At 70.4% G+C, this 18,080-nt stretch carries 18 protein-coding genes, 1 tRNA gene and 1 pseudogene; 11 read left to right on the top strand and 9 right to left on the bottom strand.

Going from position 1 to position 18,080, the window contains the following annotated elements:
- The first annotated feature begins 123 nt into the window (after positions 1-123).
- Positions 124-1,146 carry a succinylglutamate desuccinylase/aspartoacylase family protein gene (locus tag ACQUQ1_RS19830; protein WP_435065996.1) on the top strand — a complete coding sequence of 341 codons (1,023 nt, stop codon included), beginning with the start codon at positions 124-126 and terminating at the stop codon, positions 1,144-1,146.
- Positions 1,147-1,240: 94 nt separating this feature from the next.
- Here ACQUQ1_RS19830 and ACQUQ1_RS19825 read toward each other — a convergent pair whose 3' ends face one another.
- Positions 1,241-2,176: an ArsR/SmtB family transcription factor gene (locus ACQUQ1_RS19825; protein WP_435065995.1), complete on the bottom strand. Its 936-nt coding sequence runs from the start codon at positions 2,174-2,176 to the stop codon at positions 1,241-1,243.
- A gap of 134 nt (positions 2,177-2,310) precedes the next feature.
- Between ACQUQ1_RS19825 and sdhC the strand changes: the two genes are divergently transcribed.
- From sdhC to ACQUQ1_RS19800, 5 genes are all read left to right on the top strand, one after another.
- The gene (gene sdhC, locus ACQUQ1_RS19820; RefSeq protein ID WP_435065994.1) at positions 2,311-2,733 is read left to right on the top strand and encodes a succinate dehydrogenase, cytochrome b556 subunit; all 423 of its coding nucleotides are present in this window, start codon (positions 2,311-2,313) and stop codon (positions 2,731-2,733) included.
- Between the two features lies 1 nt (position 2,734).
- Positions 2,735-3,106, top strand: a complete 372-nt coding sequence (locus ACQUQ1_RS19815) for a succinate dehydrogenase hydrophobic membrane anchor subunit (protein WP_435065993.1) — start codon at positions 2,735-2,737, stop codon at positions 3,104-3,106.
- Positions 3,107-3,108: 2 nt separating this feature from the next.
- A complete protein-coding gene (locus tag ACQUQ1_RS19810) occupies positions 3,109-4,008 on the top strand; it encodes a succinate dehydrogenase/fumarate reductase iron-sulfur subunit (protein WP_435065992.1) in 900 nt (299 codons plus the stop codon).
- Between the two features lie 141 nt (positions 4,009-4,149).
- The gene (locus ACQUQ1_RS19805) at positions 4,150-6,003 is read left to right on the top strand and encodes an FAD-binding protein (RefSeq protein WP_435065991.1); all 1,854 of its coding nucleotides are present in this window, start codon (positions 4,150-4,152) and stop codon (positions 6,001-6,003) included.
- A gap of 259 nt (positions 6,004-6,262) precedes the next feature.
- The gene (locus ACQUQ1_RS19800) at positions 6,263-6,508 is read left to right on the top strand and encodes a TrmB family transcriptional regulator (protein ID WP_435065990.1); all 246 of its coding nucleotides are present in this window, start codon (positions 6,263-6,265) and stop codon (positions 6,506-6,508) included.
- A gap of 53 nt (positions 6,509-6,561) precedes the next feature.
- Here the strand turns inward: ACQUQ1_RS19800 and ACQUQ1_RS19795 are convergent, their stop codons facing one another.
- The 4 genes from ACQUQ1_RS19795 to ACQUQ1_RS19780 all read right to left on the bottom strand — a co-directional run bounded on the left by ACQUQ1_RS19795 (position 6,562) and on the right by ACQUQ1_RS19780 (position 11,271).
- The gene (locus ACQUQ1_RS19795; RefSeq protein WP_435065989.1) at positions 6,562-7,533 is read right to left on the bottom strand and encodes an ATP-binding cassette domain-containing protein; all 972 of its coding nucleotides are present in this window, start codon (positions 7,531-7,533) and stop codon (positions 6,562-6,564) included.
- Entirely contained in the window at positions 7,530-8,414 is an 885-nt protein-coding gene (locus ACQUQ1_RS19790; RefSeq protein ID WP_435065988.1) for an ABC transporter ATP-binding protein, read from the bottom strand. Before ACQUQ1_RS19790 ends, ACQUQ1_RS19795 begins: the two co-directional genes overlap by 4 nt.
- A complete protein-coding gene (locus tag ACQUQ1_RS19785) occupies positions 8,411-9,841 on the bottom strand; it encodes a branched-chain amino acid ABC transporter permease (protein WP_435066016.1) in 1,431 nt (476 codons plus the stop codon). Before ACQUQ1_RS19785 ends, ACQUQ1_RS19790 begins: the two co-directional genes overlap by 4 nt.
- Before the next feature lie 332 nt (positions 9,842-10,173).
- Complete coding sequence (locus ACQUQ1_RS19780) at positions 10,174-11,271, bottom strand: branched-chain amino acid ABC transporter permease (protein ID WP_435065987.1); 1,098 nt, start codon at positions 11,269-11,271, stop codon at positions 10,174-10,176.
- A gap of 153 nt (positions 11,272-11,424) precedes the next feature.
- On the opposite strand from ACQUQ1_RS19780, the gene ACQUQ1_RS19775 reads away from it, so the two are divergent.
- Together ACQUQ1_RS19775 and ACQUQ1_RS19770 are read left to right on the top strand one after the other, a co-directional pair.
- Positions 11,425-11,988, top strand: a complete 564-nt coding sequence (locus ACQUQ1_RS19775; protein WP_435065986.1) for a GNAT family N-acetyltransferase — start codon at positions 11,425-11,427, stop codon at positions 11,986-11,988.
- 32 nt (positions 11,989-12,020) lie between these two features.
- Positions 12,021-12,094: transfer RNA gene (locus ACQUQ1_RS19770), tRNA-Thr, on the top strand.
- A gap of 242 nt (positions 12,095-12,336) precedes the next feature.
- Here ACQUQ1_RS19770 and ACQUQ1_RS19765 read toward each other — a convergent pair.
- Positions 12,337-14,448 (bottom strand): PAS domain S-box protein, encoded by a 2,112-nt coding sequence (locus ACQUQ1_RS19765; RefSeq protein ID WP_435065985.1) that lies wholly within the window; start codon positions 14,446-14,448, stop codon positions 12,337-12,339.
- Between the two features lie 595 nt (positions 14,449-15,043).
- Between ACQUQ1_RS19765 and ACQUQ1_RS19760 the strand changes: the two genes are divergently transcribed.
- Complete coding sequence (locus ACQUQ1_RS19760; protein ID WP_435065984.1) at positions 15,044-15,397, top strand: CHY zinc finger protein; 354 nt, start codon at positions 15,044-15,046, stop codon at positions 15,395-15,397.
- A gap of 83 nt (positions 15,398-15,480) precedes the next feature.
- Positions 15,481-15,954 (top strand): hypothetical protein, encoded by a 474-nt coding sequence (locus ACQUQ1_RS19755; RefSeq protein ID WP_435065983.1) that lies wholly within the window; start codon positions 15,481-15,483, stop codon positions 15,952-15,954.
- 46 nt (positions 15,955-16,000) lie between these two features.
- On the opposite strand, the gene ACQUQ1_RS19750 is transcribed toward ACQUQ1_RS19755, so the two are convergent.
- Positions 16,001-16,660, bottom strand: coding sequence for a DUF7504 family protein (locus ACQUQ1_RS19750; RefSeq protein WP_435065982.1), 660 nt, complete (start codon positions 16,658-16,660; stop codon positions 16,001-16,003).
- A gap of 111 nt (positions 16,661-16,771) precedes the next feature.
- Positions 16,772-17,305: a peptide-methionine (S)-S-oxide reductase MsrA gene (gene msrA, locus ACQUQ1_RS19745; RefSeq protein ID WP_435065981.1), complete on the bottom strand. Its 534-nt coding sequence runs from the start codon at positions 17,303-17,305 to the stop codon at positions 16,772-16,774.
- Positions 17,306-17,439: 134 nt separating this feature from the next.
- Here msrA and ACQUQ1_RS19740 point away from each other — a divergent pair, with 134 nt between their 5' ends.
- Positions 17,440-17,787, top strand: a complete 348-nt coding sequence (locus ACQUQ1_RS19740; protein ID WP_435065980.1) for a hypothetical protein — start codon at positions 17,440-17,442, stop codon at positions 17,785-17,787.
- 214 nt (positions 17,788-18,001) lie between these two features.
- Here ACQUQ1_RS19740 and ACQUQ1_RS19735 read toward each other — a convergent pair.
- Positions 18,002-18,080, bottom strand: a pseudogene (locus tag ACQUQ1_RS19735) (superoxide dismutase); the annotation flags it as partial.

Genomic DNA, 18,080 nt, shown 5'->3' with positions numbered 1-18,080 from the left:
GGCCCCTGACTGAGTCGGACACGCACGGTCGGTTCCGCTGCTCGGGCCGGCGGCGCCGGCGGGCCGGACTCTCCGGCGCGCCGCTGTGGGATGGTTTATCCCCGCGGGTCGCAGAGGGCGGGTATGAGCGACGACGGCTCCTTCACCTACAACGGGGGGAGGGTGGCGCCGGGGGAGCGACAGAACATCCGGTTCGTGGTGTCCGAGACGTACCTCGGCGACCCGGTCCGCATCCCCGTGACGGTCATCAACGGCGAGGCGGACGGCCCGACGGCGTTCCTCTCGGCGGCCGCCCACGGCGACGAACTCAACGGCATCGAGGTGGTTCGGGAGGTGGCCCACGAGTGGGACCTCGCGGACCTGGCGGGCACGCTGATCTGCCTGCCGGTGATGAACGTTCCCGCGTTCCTCGCCCAGCAGCGCTACCTCCCGGTGTACGACCGCGACCTGAACCGGTCGTTCCCCGGCTCCCCGGACTCCACGAGCGCCAAGCGGATGGCGGCCCGCATCTACACGAACTTCATCGAGCCGTGCGACCTCGGGCTCGACTTCCACACGTCGACGCGGGGCCGGACGAACATGGTCCACGCCCGGGCCGACATGGCCGACGAGGCCACCGCCAGGCTCGCGCGGGCGTACGGGACGAACGTCATCATCGACAGCGACGGCTCCTCGGGGATGCTCCGGACCGAGGCCGTCGCCGACGGCATCCCCGCCATCACCGTCGAGATGGGCGAGGCTCACCGCTTCCAGCGCGGGCTCATCGACGAGGCGCTGGCGGGCGTGCGCTCGGTGTTCGCCGAGTACGGGATGCTCTCGGCCGAGTCGGTCCGCTGGCCGGGGTGGCGCACCGTCATCACCGAGGAGCGCGAGAAGACGTGGCTGCGCGCCGACGCCGGCGGCATGGTAGACATGCACTTCGAGCGCGGCTCGCTCGTCCACGAGGGCGACACCGTCTGCACGATCACGAACCCGTTCAAGAACGACAACGCCCCCGTCGAGGCGCCGTTCACCGGCCTGCTCGTCGGCGTGCTGGAGAACCCCGTCGTCTACCCCGGGAACCCGCTGTGTCACCTGGTCGAACTGGACGAGCGCACCCGGCGGGTGGTCGAGATGGAGCAGAGCCCGCCCGGCGGCGCGAACTGACGCCGGATCGGAAGCGGTCCGTCGTCGCTCCCGCGGGCCGCCGCGGCGTGACTGCCGGACTCGGCCTCACGGTCCGGGGCACCCCCCTCCTCCGTCACTCGATCACGCGCAGGTCCGGGCTCACGACCACCTGTCCGTCTCCGGACGGGGGATCGAAGGCGACGGCCCCGTCCTCCCGGGCGGTCGGCGTCCACGCGAGGAACGACCCGAATCGGTCCCACGCGGCGGCCGTCCCCCCCGCATCGCCCGCGACCGCGGGCCCGGTCCACGTCCCGTCGCCGGTCGCGTCGACGTCGTCGGCGCCGGGGTTGCCGAACAGCGGGTGGCTCACCCGCCCCCGGCCGCACGTCTCGCACACCAGTTCCGCGAGGAGGGGAGACGCGGTCTCGCACTCCGGGCAGATGCCGCTCGGACCGGGGTCGTGATCGGGACAGCGGCGGAGGCGGCCGTCGACCTCGCCGCCGCACTCCAGGCAGACGCCCTCGAACATCGGCCGGAGACGTCGCTCGAACACGCGGTGGGCGCGCTCGAACAGCGGGGTCGGGTCCAGATCCTCGACGACGGCCGGCGGGAGCACGATCCCCGTGACCGTCCCCTCGGGACACTCGTCGGCGCCGAACAGCCCCGCGCACTCCGAACAGCAGGCGAACAGGTGGTGGTCGCCGTAGGTGACGCGGACGCGAGCGTCACAGAGGGGACACCGCGCCGCGACCGGCGCGGCGTCGAGGTCGGCGTCGCCGTCGACGACGCCGCGTTCGAGCAGGCGGACCGTCTCCCGGCCGGGCTCGCGGAGCCGGTAGCCCTCCGGGGTCTTCTCGACGAACCGGCCGGTGAGCTTCCCGAGGTGGTAGCTGAACTTCCCGCTGTCGCGCTCGCCGACGGCGCGCCGGAGGTCGCTGTACGCCATCGCGTCCTCGCGCGGACCCGCCCTGGCCTCCCGTTCCGCGAGCGCGCGCAGGATAGCGAGCCGGAGGCCGTCCCCGAGGAACGAGAACGCCGCCTCGGCCGGCTCGGTCGATGGATCGCTCACGGAACAGCGTTCGTTCGGACCGACATAATCGTACCTGACGAGCGACAGGTGTCGCCGCCGCGTCGCTCGCGGGCGTCGGTGTGCGAGTACGTCACGTAACTACTATACCACCGTGGACCCGAGCCACGGTACGTATGAGCCAGTCGTATGACAGGGGCCTCGTCGAGGACTTCGGCCGGTGGCGGGAGTTCTCGGCGGGGATGTGGGCGTGGGTGTTCCACAAGTTCACGGGCTGGGTGCTCGTGGGCTACCTGTTTACCCACATCGCCGTGCTGAGTACCGCCATCTCCGCGGCCGGGCAGACCCAGGCCATCGCGGCCGAGAACGACGTGTACACCACAGTCATCACCACGCTGGAGAGTCTGCTGGTCGTCCGGATCCTCGAGGTCGGCCTGCTCGCGGTCGCCGTCTTCCACATCCTGAACGGCTGCCGTCTGCTCCTGGTCGACCTGGGAGTCGGGCTGGAGAGCCAGGACAAGAGCTTCTACGCGTCGCTAATCTTGACGGGCGCCATCGTGGTCGCGTCGGTCCCGACGTTCCTCGCGGGGGTGTTCTGACATGGCCGAGCGCTACTCCTCGTTCGAGAGGGGCGGACGGCGATGGCTGTGGCAGCGCATCACCGCGGCGTTCCTCGTGGTGGTGCTCGCGTTCCACTTCTTCCTGCTCCACTTCGTCAACCACGCCGACGAGGTGACGTTCGCGATGTCGAGCGCGCGGATGACGGACCTCACCTACTACTCGCTGATGGTGCTGTTCCTGATCACCGCGACGTTCCACGGCGTCAACGGCGTCTACAACGCCCTGGAGAACCAGGGGCTGACGGGCACGAAGAAGCGGGTAGTCAAGTACACGCTGATCGCGGCGAGCCTGGTGCTCGTCGTGCAGGGGATCCGCACCGCGAACGCCTGGGCGGGGTTCCCCACCTTCTGACAATGAGCACGCACGTACCCGAACCGGAGACGGAGACCGAGGAGGAGACCCGGACCGACCGCGAGGAGCCGCTGCCGCCCGCACAGGAGGAGCGGATGCGCGAGAAGGCGGAGGCGCGCGCCGACCGCGAGGAGCGCGCCCGGCGCGAGGCCGAGGAGCGCGCGGACGCCGAGGAGGACACCTACCACCTCAAGGTGTTCCGCTTCGACCCCGAGGTCGAGGGCAAACAGGAGCCGCGGTTCGACGACTTCCACGTCCCGTTCAAGCAGGGGATGACCGTCCTCGACGCGCTCATCTACGCCCGCGACACGTTCGACTCCTCGCTCACGTTCCGACACTCCTGCCGGCAGGCGATCTGCGGGTCGGACGCCCTGTTCATCAACGGCTCCCAGCGCCTCGGCTGCAAGACGCAGCTGTCGGACCTGGAGGAGCCGGTGCGCGTCGAGCCGCTCCCGCACGCGGACGTCGAGAAGGACCTGGTCGTCGACATGGACCACTTCTACGACCAGATGGAGGCGGTCGAGCCGTACTTCGACGCCGACGAGCTCCCCGACGGCGAACTGGAGGAACAGCGCCAGACGCGGGAGAACCGCGAGAAGGTGAAGATGTCCACGCGGTGCATCTGGTGCGGCGCCTGCATGTCCTCGTGCAACATCGCCGCGGGCAACAACGAGTACCTCGGCCCGGCGGCGATCAACAAGGCGTACCGCTTCGCCATGGACGAGCGCGAGGGCGAGGACCGCAAGCAGCACCGGCTCAACATCCTCGAACAGGAGAACGGCGTCTGGCGGTGTCAGACCCAGTTCTCGTGCACCGAGGTGTGCCCGAAGGACATCCCGCTGACCGAGCACATCCAGGAGCTCAAGCGCGAGGCGGTCAAGAGCAACCTGAAGTTCTGGTAGGCTCGCCCGGCTCAACGCCCCGAATCGGCACGCGATTGAAGTAGCCCGAACCCCAAGCGGACCCGACGACGGACCCGGGGTTCGGCGGACGCGCGGACGAACACCGAACGCAGCACACACGCGACACAGGACACACGACACATGTACGAACACGACGTCATCGTTGTCGGCGCCGGCGGCGCGGGACTCCGCGCAGCCATCGCCGCCCAGGAGGAAGGCGCGGACGTGGCCATCGTCTCGAAGCTCCACCCGGTGCGAAGCCACACCGGGGCCGCGGAGGGCGGCATCAACGCCGCCCTGCGCGAGGGGGACTCGTGGGAGGACCACGCCTACGACACGATGAAGGGGTCGGACTACCTCGGCGACGCCCCCGCCATCGAGACGCTCTGTAAGGACTCCCCGAAGGAGGTCATCCAGCTGGAACACTGGGGGATGGCGTTCTCCCGCGAGGAGGACGGCCGCGTCTCCCAGCGACCGTTCGGCGGCCTCTCGTTCCCGCGGACGACGTACGCGGGCGCCGAGACCGGCCACCAGCTGCTCCACACCATGTACGAGCAGCTCGTCAAGCGCGGCATCACCGTCTACGACGAGTGGTACGTCTCGGACCTCGCGGTCACCGACGAGGACCGCCCCGAGGACCGCACCTGCCACGGCGTCGTCGCCTACGACATCCAGAGCGGCGAGCTGTCGGGCTTCCGCGCGAAGGAGGGCGTCATCCTCGCGACCGGCGGGCTCGGCCAGGTGTTCGACCACACCACCAACGCCGTCGCCAACACCGGCGACGGCGTGGCGATGGCCTACCGCGCGGGCGTCCCCATCGAGGACATGGAGTTCATCCAGTTCCACCCGACGAGCCTGCCCAGCACGGGCGTGCTCATCTCCGAGGGCGTCCGCGGCGAGGGGGGCATCCTCTACAACTCGGAGGGCGAGCGGTTCATGTTCGAGTACGGCTACGCGAGCAACGACGGGGAGCTGGCCTCCCGCGACGTCGTCGCCCGCGCGGAGCTGAACGAGGTGAACGAGGGCCGCGGCATCGACGACGAGTACGTCCACCTCGACATGCGCCACCTCGGCGAGGACCGCATCGTCGACCGCCTGGAGAACATCCTCCACCTCGCGAAGGACTTCGAGGGCGTCGACGGCCTCGAGGAGCCGATGCCGGTCAAGCCCGGCCAGCACTACGCGATGGGCGGGATCGAGACCGACGAGAACGGCGAGACGTGCATCGAGGGGCTGTACGCCGCCGGCGAGTGCGCCTGCGCCTCGGTCCACGGCTCGAACCGCCTCGGCGGCAACGCGCTGCCGGAGCTCATCGTCTTCGGCAAGCGCGCCGGCACGCACGCCGCGGGCGGCGAGCTCGAGGAGGCGCGGATCGAGACGGGCCAGCGCGGCGAGTACGAGCTCGGGGAGGTCGACACCCCGGTCCGGCCCGGCGAGGTCGAGCCCGCGGGCGCCGAGGGCGACGCCGTCGCGGACGGCGGGGTCGCCGCCGACACCGCCTCGATGTCCGGCACCGACGTAGTCGAGCACGCGGTCAAGCGCGAGCGCGAGCGCGTCCGCGAGCTGATGGACCGCGAGGACGGCGTCCAGCACGCCGAGATCCGCTCGGACGTCCAGGAGACGATGACCCAGCACGTGAACGTCTTCCGGGAGGAGGAGGGCCTCAAGCGGGCGCTCGAGGACATCGCGGCGGCGCGCGAGCGGTACCGGGACGTGTTCGTGAAGGACCCCTCGCGGACGTTCAACACGGACCTGATCCAGACCATCGAGACGCGCAACATCCTCGACCTCGCGGAGGCGATCACCCTCGGCGCGCTCGCGCGCGAGGAGTTCCGCGGCGCCCACTGGCGCGCCGAGCACACCGAGCGCAGGGACGACGAGTGGCTCAAGCACACGATGCTGTCGTGGAACGACGGCGACCCCGAACTGTGGTACAAGCCGGTCATCCTCGAGGGCGAGGACAAGGAGTACGAGCCGAAGATCCGGTCGTACTGACGGAACCGACCCGGCCCGGCCGGACCCCCCCGCCACCGCCGGCCGACGCCGCCCGGGGCCTCCCGGCGACCCCGATTCTCCCGCCCCCGTTCGCCGTCAGGAGTCGAAATCGACGGCCGTTCCCGGGACGAACTATATTTACTCACTGTCGCGTAATTCGGTCACACCCACGGAAACCGGCACGAACGGCCGTCAGCGAATATTTCGACGTGTGTCGTACAGAGGTTTTACGTACGTCGAAGCGCTGGATGCGTTCAAGATGGCTACGACGCACGCGGACGCGGTCGAGGAGACGGCCGAGACGCCGATGACGCAGCTTCCGGACGGGGTCTCGTCCCCCCGGGCGAAGCTGGTGTACCTGTATCTGGCGACCCACGGCGCCGTCCCCGAGGACGACCTGTGTGAGGGGCTGTCGATGAAGCGCATCTCCCTGTACTCCATCCTGAAGACGCTCCGCGAGGCCGGCCACGTGGAGAAGACGGGCGGGCGGTACGCGCTGGCGTAGCGACGGGGGGACGCGACTCCGCCGTCGCTGCGGGCGGGCCCGCAGTGCCCGCGTTACCCGCCGAGGAAGTCCTTGCGGACCTGTTCGTCGTTCAGCAGCGCCTCGCCCGTGTCGACGTAGGCGTTCTCGCCGTTGACGAGGACGTAGCCGCGGTCGCACCGGCGCAGCGCCTCCTTGGCGTTCTGCTCGACCATGAGGACCGCGGTGCCGTCGTCGTTGATGCGGTCGATGCGGTCGAACATCTCGTCGACCAGGTCCGGCGCGAGGCCGGCGCTCGGCTCGTCCAGCAGCAGGAGGTCGGGGTCGAGCATGAGCGCCCGGCCCATCGCGAGCATCTGGCGCTGGCCGCCGGACATCGAGCCGGCGCGCTGGTCCGAGCGCTCCCGAAGGATCGGGAACCGGTCGTAGATGAGTTCGATCTGGTCCTCGGGCACCTCGTCGAGGATGTACGCGCCCATCTCCAGGTTCTCGCGCACCGAGAGGCTCTCGAAGATGTTGTCGTTCTGGGGGACGTACCCGATCCCCTCGTGGATGATGTCCTCGGGCCGGAGCCCGTGGATCGGCGTGCCGGCGAACTCGATGCTCCCGCCCATGTAGGTGGTCAGCCCGAAGACGGACTTCATCACCGTCGACTTCCCCGCCCCGTTGGGGCCGACGACGGTGACGTACTCGCCGTCGCCCACGTCCAGGTCCACGTCCGTGAGTATCTGGAGGTCGCCGTAGCCGGCGTCCAGGTCGCGCACTTGCAGGAGGCTCTCCTCCGGGAGCGGCGCGTCGCCGGGGCGGGCGGCGCCGGTGGAGTCGCCGGGGTCGACGGCGTCCCGCTCGGCCTCGTTCTCCTCGCGGGTCGGTTCACTCCCCGCCCGATCCGAAGCCGCCCCCCGGTCGGCCTCGACTTCTCGCGGGGCGCGCTGCTCCCCGCTCGATTCAGCGGGACCCTCACTCCGTTCGTGTCCCCCGGCCTTACGGGTCGCTTCGCTCCCCGATCGGTTCGAGGACTCCCGTCGGTCGTCCTCGCTACTCATACGTCGCCCCCGAGGTACGCCTCGACGACCCGCTCGTCGTCGGTGATCTGGTCGGGGGTGCCCTCCGCGAGTACCGACCCCTGGTGCATGACGATGACGTGTTCGCAGTTGTCCATGATGACGTCCATGTCGTGTTCCACGAGCAGGAACGTGTTCCCCCGCTCGCGGAGCTCGTGGATCCGGTCGAGCAGCTTCTCCTCCAGCGTCGGGTTGACGCCGGCGAGCGGTTCGTCCAGCAGCACCATCTCCGGGTCGGTCATCAGCGCGCGCGCCATCTCCAGCAGCTTGCGCTGGCCCCCCGAGAGGTTGCCCGCGTACTCCTCGGCGAGGTGGTCGATCTCGAAGAACTCCAGCTGTTCCCACACCCGTTCGAGCAGCTCCTCCTCCTGGCGGACGACCCGGTCGCGGAGCCCGGGCAGCACCGAGTAGCTGAGCCGCTCGCCCACCTGCGCCTGCGGGGCGAGCATCATGTTCTCCAGCACGGTCATCTCCGGCAGCTCGCGGGCGATCTGGAACGTCCGCACGAGTCCCTGCTGGGCCACCTCGTGGGTGGCCATCCCCGTGATGTCCTCGCCGCGGAACGTCACCCGTCCCGCGGTGGGCTCGTGGACGCCCGTGATGCAGTTGAACGTCGTCGACTTCCCGGCGCCGTTCGGGCCGATCAGCCCCGTCAGCGACCCCTCCGCGACCGAGAAGCTCGCGTCGTCGACGGCGACGATGCCGCCGAACGTCTTGCGGAGGTTCTCGACGACGAGCGGGTGCCCCTCCCTGTCGCGGGCACCCTCGGCGGCCGCCTCCCGGGCGTCGCCGTCGGGGTCGGGTTCCGCGGACTGTTCCTCCGTTACGGTGTCGGTCGCGGTGGGTTCGGTCTCGGTGCTCATTGGCTCTCCCCGTCGGAGTGATCGTCGCTCGCGGTCGCCGCGTCGGTTCCGTCGGCTCCGCCGTCGGCGACCGGGTCGGCCGCGGCCGTCCCGCCCGGACCGCCGGCGCCCCTCGCCGGCCGCGTCAGCGGGATCGCCGCCGCCTCCTCCTTGCGGTGGCCGAGCAGTCCCTCCGGGCGGGTCTGCATCAGCACCACGAGGATGACGCCGACGAGGACGAACCGGAGCGCCGAGATGTTCCCGAGCAGGAACGCGAGGAACGGGAGCACCTCGCCCTCGACGAACGGCGCGATCGCCGCCGGGAACGTGCTGGGCGTGTCGCCGAACTCGACGTAGTTCGTGACGACCCGGCGCAGGTACACCGGCCCCTGCCAGATGAGCCCGGCGAACAGCGCGCCGCCGAGCACGCTGCCGGTGTTCGAGCCGGCGCCGCCGATGATGAGCGCGACCCAGATGTAGAAGGTGAGGATCGGCCGGAACGCGCCGGGGTTGGTGAACCCCTGGCTCCCCTGCCAGAGGATGCCGCCCAGCCCCATCAGCCCGCAGCCGAACATGAACGCGACGATCTTGAACCGCCGCGTGTCCTTCCCGAGCGCCTGCGCGACGAGTTCGTCCTCGCGGATCGCCTTCAGCACGCGGCCGAACGGGGAGTTGCCCGTGCGGACGAGCAGGAGGTAGAACAGCCCGACGAAGCCCGCGAGGACGACGACGTACGCCCAGTTGAGGATCACGGGCTGCTGGACCGCCAGGTCCAGCGTGAACGCCGGGAGCTTCACGACGCCGAGCCAGTACGACTCCGGCGGGATCAGCTCCACACGGAGCCCCGCGAACAGCGGGAACAGCACCGTCCCGAGCAAGGCCGGCTCGGCGGCCGGGCCGAACCCCTCGTAAAAGAGGAGCCGGAGGGGGTTCCCGGGCATCGTGATCCCGGTTGCGCCGCCGGTTCCGGTCGTGACGCCCGCGACGGTGAACTCCTGCAGCGCCGTCGACTTCAGCGTGATCCGGATGATCTCCGAGAGCGCGACCGTGACGATGGCGAAGTAGTCCGCGCGGAGCCGAAGCGCCGGCAGCGCCGCGATCAGCCCGACGAACGCCGCCGCCAGCATCCCGCCGAGGATCCCGATCGGGAGCGGCAGCCCGAACCCGGGGACCCCCGTCGGCCCGGGGTCCGGCGAGCCCGAGAGGATCGCCATCGTGTACACGCCGACCGCCATGAACCCCGCGATGCCGATGTTGAACACGCCGGCGTACCCCCAGTGGAGGTTCAGCGCCAACACCAGCATCGCGTACACCGCCGTGAAAAAGAACACCGACCCGAGCGCGCCCGCCAGCCCGTTGAACGGGAGGTCGAGCGCGACCGCGAACACGAAGAAGACCGCCACCACGTGGCCGAGGACGATGAGTAGCTTGTCCGTGTCCGACTCCATCCACCGGTCCTCGAGCCACGCCACGTACGGCTCCGCCGGGGGCGCCGTCGCGACGTACAGGACCGCGACGGTCACGGACAGGTACAGGAACCAGATGAGGCTCCCGCCGACCGGGAGCGTCGACATGTCGAACCCTGCGACGAGCGCGAACAGGACACCCCCGACGAGCAGGTGGCCGAGCGCGGTGCCCCACGCGACGGCGCCGCCCTCGTCCCACCGGTCGCGGAACCACTCGCGGTACGGCGTCCACCCGGGGACCTCACGGCCCTCGGGGTCGGTGCCGTCCCCGGCAGTCGCCTCCGCCCCGGCGTCCGCGGTCTCCGTCGGCGAGCTCACGCGGTCGTCACCCCCGAGAAGATGCCCTCCGGCTTGAACAGGAGCACGAATATCATGACGCCGAAGGCGGCGACCGTCGAGAACTCGCTGGGGATCCACACCAGCGAGATGCTCTGTGCGATCCCGATCGTGACGCCGCCGAACATCGCGCCGTAGATGGAGCCGATGCCGCCCAGGATGACCGCCGCGAAGATGAGCAGCAGGAGGATCCAGCCGAACTGGAAGTTCATCGCGCCGCGTTCGAGGGCGATGAGGAAGCCCCCGGCGCCCGCGAGGCCGCCGCCGATGATCCACGTGAAGCGGACGACACGCTCGGTCGGGATGCCCGTGACGCGCGCGAGGTCCTCGTTGTCGGCCATCGCGCGCATCGCCTTCCCGAGCTTCGTCGTCTGGAGCAGCAGGTGGACGCCGAGCATCAGCGCCGCCGCGATCACCACGAGCGTGACCTGGTGGCCGCCGAGTTCGAAGCCGCCGGCGAACGTGACCTCCGGGACCGACTGCGCGTCGGTCAGCCCGCGGGTGCGCTGGCCGAAGACGATGTATATTGTGTACCGGAGCGCGAGCGCGACCCCGATCGACGCGATGAGCAGCGTGATGCCGCCCTCGTCGCGCATCGGCTTGTACACGAGCCGGTCGACGACCAGCGAGACGACGACCGTCGCGGCCGCCGCGACGATCAGCCCGGCGATCACCGCCAGCGGCGTCGTGAACGCCGAGACGCCCAGTTCGCGCGTCGACAGCGACCCGAGAAACAGCAGCGTCGACAGGTCGAACTGGCCGAGGCCGGCGAACAGCCACGTCACCGCCCAGCCGGCGAACGCGCCGGAGGTGACGTAGTCGCCGTGGCCGAAGTTCGCGAAGTTCAGGATGCTGTACGTCATCGAGAGGCCGACGCCGGCCAGCCCGATCGCCAGGCCGGTGACGAGCCCGTCCCACAGGAGGGTGGCGAGCCGGGCGCCCGAGAGCCCGTCGGGCGTCGCCAGCCGGCGGACGAGATCGACCGCCAGGAGCCCGAGGATCCCGACGACCACCAGGAGGAACGGCCGGGAGACGGCGAGTTCCCGTCCGCGTGAATATGTTTCGCTAATGCCCATTGTTGTACCTTCTCACGGTTGGGAGGTGGCCCGACACACTTAACCGTTCTCTCACCGCCCCGGACCGTCGATCCGCCGACAGGTCCGGGTCGCGTCCCCGGGGCCGTCCGCGGGCACAAACCCCAAGCGTCGGGAGTCCCGACGACCACGTGTATGCCCGCCGACGCCGACGACGCCGGCGACCGTGGCGACGACGCCGGCGTCGTGGTCGACCGCGCGAACACCGACGACGTCGACGCCGTCGCGGACCTGTGGGTGGAACTCGCCCGCGGGCAGCGCGCGTACGGCTCGCACCTCCGCTCCGAGGGGAACCGCAACGCCGCGGGCGACGCCGTCGCGCGCGCGGTTGTCACCGGGGGCGTCCTCGTCGCCCGCGCCGCCGACCCGGTCGCCGACGGCGGCCCGGACTCGGCGGCCGCCCGCGGCGTCGTGGGCTTCGTCACCTTCGGCCGCGAGTCGGGCGGCTACCGGACGGACGTCGACCGCGGGACGGTGTACAACCTCTACGTCCGCCCGCCGTACCGCGACGGCGGCGTCGGCGCCCTGCTCCTGTCGCGAGCGGAGGCCGCGCTGGCCGACGACGGCGCCGACGTGGTCGGGCTGGAGGCGATGGCCGGCAACGTCGACGCGATCCGGTTCTACGAGCGCAACGGATACGAACGCCACCGTGTCGAACTGGAGAAGTCGGTGGCCGGGAGGCGAAACGATAGCGATTAAACGGCTGGTACAGTAACGGTCGGATGCCCCGCGCCGGGGGAGCATGGGCGGTGCATGCACTCGACTTGTAATCGAGACTTCGCGGGTTCGAATCCCGCCCCCGGCTGTTCTGCCGAGCGGAGCGAGGCGAACGGCCGCGGGACGGGATACGAATCAGACGGCGGGGAGCGAAGCGAGCCGACGGCGTGGTTCGAATCCCGTCCCCGCTCTACGATACCGGTTTCCATCCGGGGATCCGCTCTCGCCGGGCGACGCGAGGCTCCCCGCCGGTCGCACCCGTCGGGAGCTCCGTTCCGCCGTCGCACCCCGAACCGATGGGCACGCCCGCCGGAGCGACTCCGGGGTCGGTCACTCGTCGGCGTCGACGCCGGTGATCGCGAACTGCGCTCCGCCGGCCGGGCTCTCGGCGACCGCTACGTCCCACCCGTGTGCCTCCGCGATCTCCGCCACGATGTTGAGTCCGAACCCGGTCCCGTCGTCCGCGGTCGAGTACCCCGGCTCGAACACCTCGTCGGCCGCATCGTCGGGAACGCCCGGACCGTCGTCGGCGACGTAGAACCCGTTCTCCAGATCGCCGATCGCCACGGTCACGCCCGCGCCCCCGTGTTCGACCGCGTTCCGCATCAGGTTCTCCAACAGTTGTTTCAGCCGGCTGCGGTCGGCCCGGACCGTCCGCGTCGCGTCGGCGACGAGCGCCGCGTCGGCCGTGTCGACGGTCCGCCAGCAGTCCTCGGCGAGCGCTCCGAGGTCCACCGGCTCGCGCTCGTCGACGCGCCGGCCCTCCCGTGCGAGCGTCAACAGGTCGTCCACCAGCGTCAGACAGCGATCCAGGGCGTCCGCCGCGCTATCGAGGTGGGCGCTCTCCGACTCCTCACGCGCCAGTTCCAGCCGGCCCTCGACGACGTTCAGCGGGTTCCGGAGGTCGTGGGAGACGACGCGGGCGAACTGCTCCAACTGCTCGTTCTGCCGTTCCAGACCACGTTCGCGCCGCTTGCGTTCGGTGACGTCCCGGACGACGCAGATGACCCGCCCGTCGTCGGTGAGGCTCAGGGAGAGCTCCTGAGGGAACGTGCTGCCGTCCGCGCGGACGCCGACCGTCTCCCCCCGCCAGTCACCCTGCTCGAACAGCTCCGGCATGATCTCCTCCTCGAAGCGCGCGAGTTCCTCCGGGCCGTAACACATCCGCCACGTCTCCCCGAGGAACGCGTCCGGGTCGTCGTATCCGTAACAGTCGACGTGGGCCCGGTTCACGAAGACGTACTCCTCGTCGGCGTCGAGGATCGCCATCCCGTCGATCGAGGCGTCCATCGCCGCCGACCTGGCCTGCAGTTTCCGCTCGCGCTCCTTCCGCTCGGTGACGTCTCGGATGATCCCCGTCGTACCGCGCCACTCGCCCTCCCCGCCTCTCGGCAGGAGGTCGCCCCTGATCTCACACGGGATGCGTTCCCCGTCCGCGGTCTCCAGCCGGGTCTCGAGGCGCTCGGACTCCCGCGCCCCCGACCTGAGCCGGTCGCGGTTCCACTCGCCCTCGTCGATCGCCTCGTCGTCGAACAGCAGCGATGCGTGTGCTCCCAGCAGATCCTCACGCGGGTAGCCCGTCACGTCGACCATCGCGTCGTTGACCAGGGCGAAGCGGAAGTCCGGGTCCAACACGTACGCCATGTCGGGGACGGTGTCGATGACGGTCTGGTACCGTTCGAGGTCCCGCTCGCGTTCCTTGCGGGTGGTGCACTCGCGAACGACGGCCAGGACGCGTTCCTCGCCGCGCGGGCGGAGCGGCGTGAGGTGGACCTCCACCCAGAGCCGCTCGCCGTCGCTCGTGACGCCCGGCCAGTCGAAGGTTTCCGGGCCGTCGTCGGCCGCTTCCCGGATGCGCTGGCGGGCCCGTTCCGGCGTGTACGGCGGTTCGTCGGGGAGGATCCGTTCGAACCCGGCCGCCAGCAGGTCGTCCCGTTCGTAGCCGAACATCCGGGCGAACTCCTCGTTCACGTCGACGAACTCGCCGTCGGCGACGTCGTGGACGACGATTCCGTCGGGGACCTCCTCGAATATCTCGCGGTACTCGCGTTCGGCGCGGCCGCGGTCGACGGCGTCGGAGATCCGGTTCCTCAGGAGCCGATACCGCTCGGGGTCGGAGCCCTTCCGGAGGTACTCGGTCACGCCGGCGGAGATGGCGTCGCTTGCGACCTCCTCGGACCCCGCCCCGGTGAACAGGACGAACGGGAGTGCGGGGCGGGTCTCGCGGACGGTCGTGAGGAGTTCGACTCCGTTCCCGTCCGGCAGGTCGTACTCGGAGACCAGACAGTCGAACTCCCGGGCGTCGAGTCGGTCGAGCCCCTCGCTCGCGTCCGGTACCGTCTCGACCTCGAACCGGTCGTCCCCGCGTTCGAGAAACGCGGCGACCGACTCCGCGAGGTCGACCTCGTCGTCGATGTACAGTACCCGGAGCGGCTCTCCCATCGTGCGCTAGGTCACGGGATCGCGGGAAAACGGTTGTGCTACCCAGTATCAATCGCTCGAATTCGCCTCCTAAATAAGACCATGAGGAAAGAGAGACGCACGGAGGGACGACCAGGCGTGCGCGACTGTCGGATACGAACAGTCCAACGGGATGAAACGACCGTCGAGGATGCGGGGAACGACTCCGGATATCGCGGTGATCCTCGGCGAACGGACGGTCAATGTCGGCCCGCTTCTACTCGGGAAGGGCGCCCGGGTGTTCCGCTCCGGACGTTCGGCTCACGTCCCTCCCTCGCACCCACGCTCACCAGATATCGGAGACGACGGGAAACTTCGGTCCGTTCACAACGCAAAAAACGGTGCACGGAGCGGACGGCTCGCGCGGTCGTCCGCCCCGGCGTCGACCACGTGATCCGACGCGACATCGGGGACACCGTCCCGGCGCACCACGCCGGCGGATCCGGGGGACGCTCGCGGCGTCGACGAGCGACAGTCGCCGTCCGCGAGCGTCCGGCCCGTCGGACGGGTGACCGTTCGTAACTCGCGTCCTAACCGGTCCGGAACGCCTTTGCGCCCCGGGCGCCGCCGTCCGTCCGTGCGAACGACCGTCCACGGCACGGCCGTCCGCGGCGTCGACGTGGGCGCCGAGACGCGGTGTGCCCACTACGCCGGCCCGACGGACGTGATCGCCCTCCGGTTCGGTTGCTGTGGGACGTTCTTCCCCTGTGCGGCGTGTCACGACGCCGTCGCCGACCACGAGCCGGCGCCGTGGCCCCGCGACCGGTTCGACGAGCCGGCGGTCCTGTGCGGCGTCTGCGGGGCGACGCTCTCGGTACGGGAGTACCTCGCGAGCGACTTCGCGTGCCCGGAGTGCGACGCGGCGTTCAACCCCGGGTGTGCGGCCCACTACGACCGCTACTTCGAGGGCGTCGCCCCGCGTGACCCCTGAGCCGACCCGCGACGGCGGGGCCGACCCCCTCCGGGATCGGCGGCACCGGTAAGTTGATGCGGCCGACGACGGACGGGCCGTGTGTGAGCGACGACGCCCCCGTCGAGCGGACCGACGACGACCTCCTCGAGGAACTCGAGGACCCGCCCGCGGACCTCGACGAGGAACTCGACGGCGCCGACGCGGACCTCGACGCGCTCGACCCCGAGATCCGGGAGTTGATCGATTCCCTGCGGGCGGACGTGGGTACCCTCCGGCTCGCCGTCCGCTACGAGGGTCAGGCGGTCGAACCCCTGTTCGTCCGCGACGACGTTCGCGAGCGGTTCTCGCCGGGCGAGCTCCGGCAGCGCATGGAGGAACTCGCCCTGAAGGGGCTCGGGGACCCCACGCGCGACGAGCCGCTGTACGACTACGGGACGCTGGACGCGACGATCCGGTGGTACGACGAGGCGCTCGTCGCGTCGTTCCCGTCGGGCGAGTGGTCCGGGCTGCTGTTCGTGTTCGACCGCGAGGCGGCGCCGCTGGTGGACCTGGTCGGCGAGTACCTGGACGACTGACGGCGGAGAGGCACCGACCGGGAGCCGTCCCCGCGCTCCTGCCGGGTCAAAACTGCGTCCACGACCGCGGCCCGAAGTCGTCGCCCCGGACGCGGATCGCTCGTCCCTCGTCGGTCAGTCTGGTCTCGACCACCGCGTCACACAGTTGCGTGAACCGCTCGGCGGGTTCGAGGTCCGACTTGACCGTATCGAGCGCGTACACGCCGACGCACTCGGCGCTCTCAACCCGGCCCGCGAGGACGTGCATGAACTGGTACACGCGCCGGACGTTGGCGTACATCAGGAGCGTCGACACCGAGTGGACGGCGAGCGCGCCGCGGCGGCGCTCCGACGCGCGGTACCAGTCGTACAGGTCGCCGCTGGCGAGGATCCCGATCCCGGTGAGGTCGCCGGGGCCGCTCACGTGGCGGACCTCCTCCGTGTCGCGCGCGGCGGCCATCGACCGCTGCCGCGAGACGCAATCGACGAACCGCAGCGACCAGTCGTCGCCGTACCGTCGACGGAGGTCCTCCCTGAGGCCGGCCGTCCCCGACCTCGTGGTCACCAGCGACGCGGCGGGGTCCGGTGCGGCCCCGACGAGGTCGAGGACGACGTCGCGCTTCCCGGTGAGGCCCGGCCCCGAGACCAGCACGTTCGTCCCGGGGTCGACCGACCCGGGGCTGAGCGGCGTCGCGTGCCCCGACCCGCCGGAGTCGTCGCCGGTCACGCCGAACCGTCGAACGGGGCGACACAAAGGGTTTGTTCTGTCGGCGCGGCCGGCCCGAGTCGGCCGGCACCCGTCCTCCGTCCGTCGTCGGCGCGTCCTCGCGGCGCCCGCCTACGCCCGCACCTTCTCGCGGAACCGCTCGCGCACCTTCTCCACCTTCGGCTGCGCGTGCATCGAGCAGTACGCGTCGTTCGGGTTCTTCTCGAAGTAGTCCTGGTGTTCCTCCTCGGCGGGGTGGAACGTCTCCAGCGGCTCGACCTCGGTGACGACGTCGTCGTCGTAGCCGCCCTCCTCGTCGAGCGCCTCGACGTACGACTCCGCGAGTTCGCGCTGCTCGTCGTCGTGGTACAGGACGATCGAGCGGTACTGGGTCCCCACGTCCGGCCCCTGGCGGTTCAGCTGCGTCGGGTCGTGGATCGTGAAGAAGACTTCCAGGAGTTCCTCGTAGGTGATCGCGTCCGGGTCGTACTCGACCTGCACGACCTCCGCGTGGCCGGTGGCCCCCGAGCAGACCGCCCTGTACGACGGGTCCTCCGTGTGGCCGCCGGCGTACCCGGACGTGACCTCGCGGACGCCGTCCAGCTCCTTGAACGCGGCCTCGACACACCAGAAGCAGCCGCCTCCGAACGTCGCGCGTTCCGTCATACCCCCTCGTACGCCCCCGACGAGTATGTACCTGCCGTCCGTCAGGTCGACGCCGCCCGGCGCGAGCCGGTCGAAACGGTAATGATTATCGAACGATAGTTCTGTTCGAAGTCGACCAACCGAGGTGTTCGGGCGTGTCCGATCGGGTCGCCGCGCTGGAGGAACGCGTGCTCGCGGAGCGCGAGCTACCGGCGGAACTGCGTCGCGATCAGCGGTGCCTCTCGGACGTCCTGCGCCGGCCGGGACGGAACCCGCTCGCGACCGGGGCGGCCGCGCTGATACTCGCCGTCCTCGGCTGGCAGGCGGTCGCGGCGGCGATCGCGGACGGGCCGCTCGTCGGCGCGCTGGTCCTCGCAACGGGGGCGGTCGCGTACCTACTCGCCCGGCGGCTGTGGGCGATCCAGCACCGGCACCTCGTCCGCGAGTTGGCCCGGGCGGGCGAACTCGACCGGCTGCTGGACGACGGGGGCGACCGGGAGTGACGGCGAGGGGAACGACGGAAGAGAACCCCCTTCGCGTTCGCCGGTCGAAGCCTCCGCTGCTCGGTCGAAGCGGAACCTGCTCCGCGAGAAGGCGAACGCGGGCGCGTGCGGCGACGGACGGTCCGTGCCCACGGTCGGACGCCGCCGCCCGCGACCCGCTCACGTTCGCGCGGGTCCGTGCCCCGCGCGGCGGCTTATCGTGCCGCGAGCTACCTCACTCGAAGAGTTCGACGGCCTGTTCGTAGCGTGCCGAGGGCTCTTCCCAGTCGACGACCTGGAAGAAGGCGTCGATG

The organism is Halobaculum sp. EA56 (genome assembly GCF_051195075.1).
In the GTDB taxonomy this organism is placed as follows: domain Archaea; phylum Halobacteriota; class Halobacteria; order Halobacteriales; family Haloferacaceae; genus Halobaculum.
Note: the sequence above shows the minus strand (reverse complement) of the source record. Positions and strands in the feature narration are given on the sequence as shown.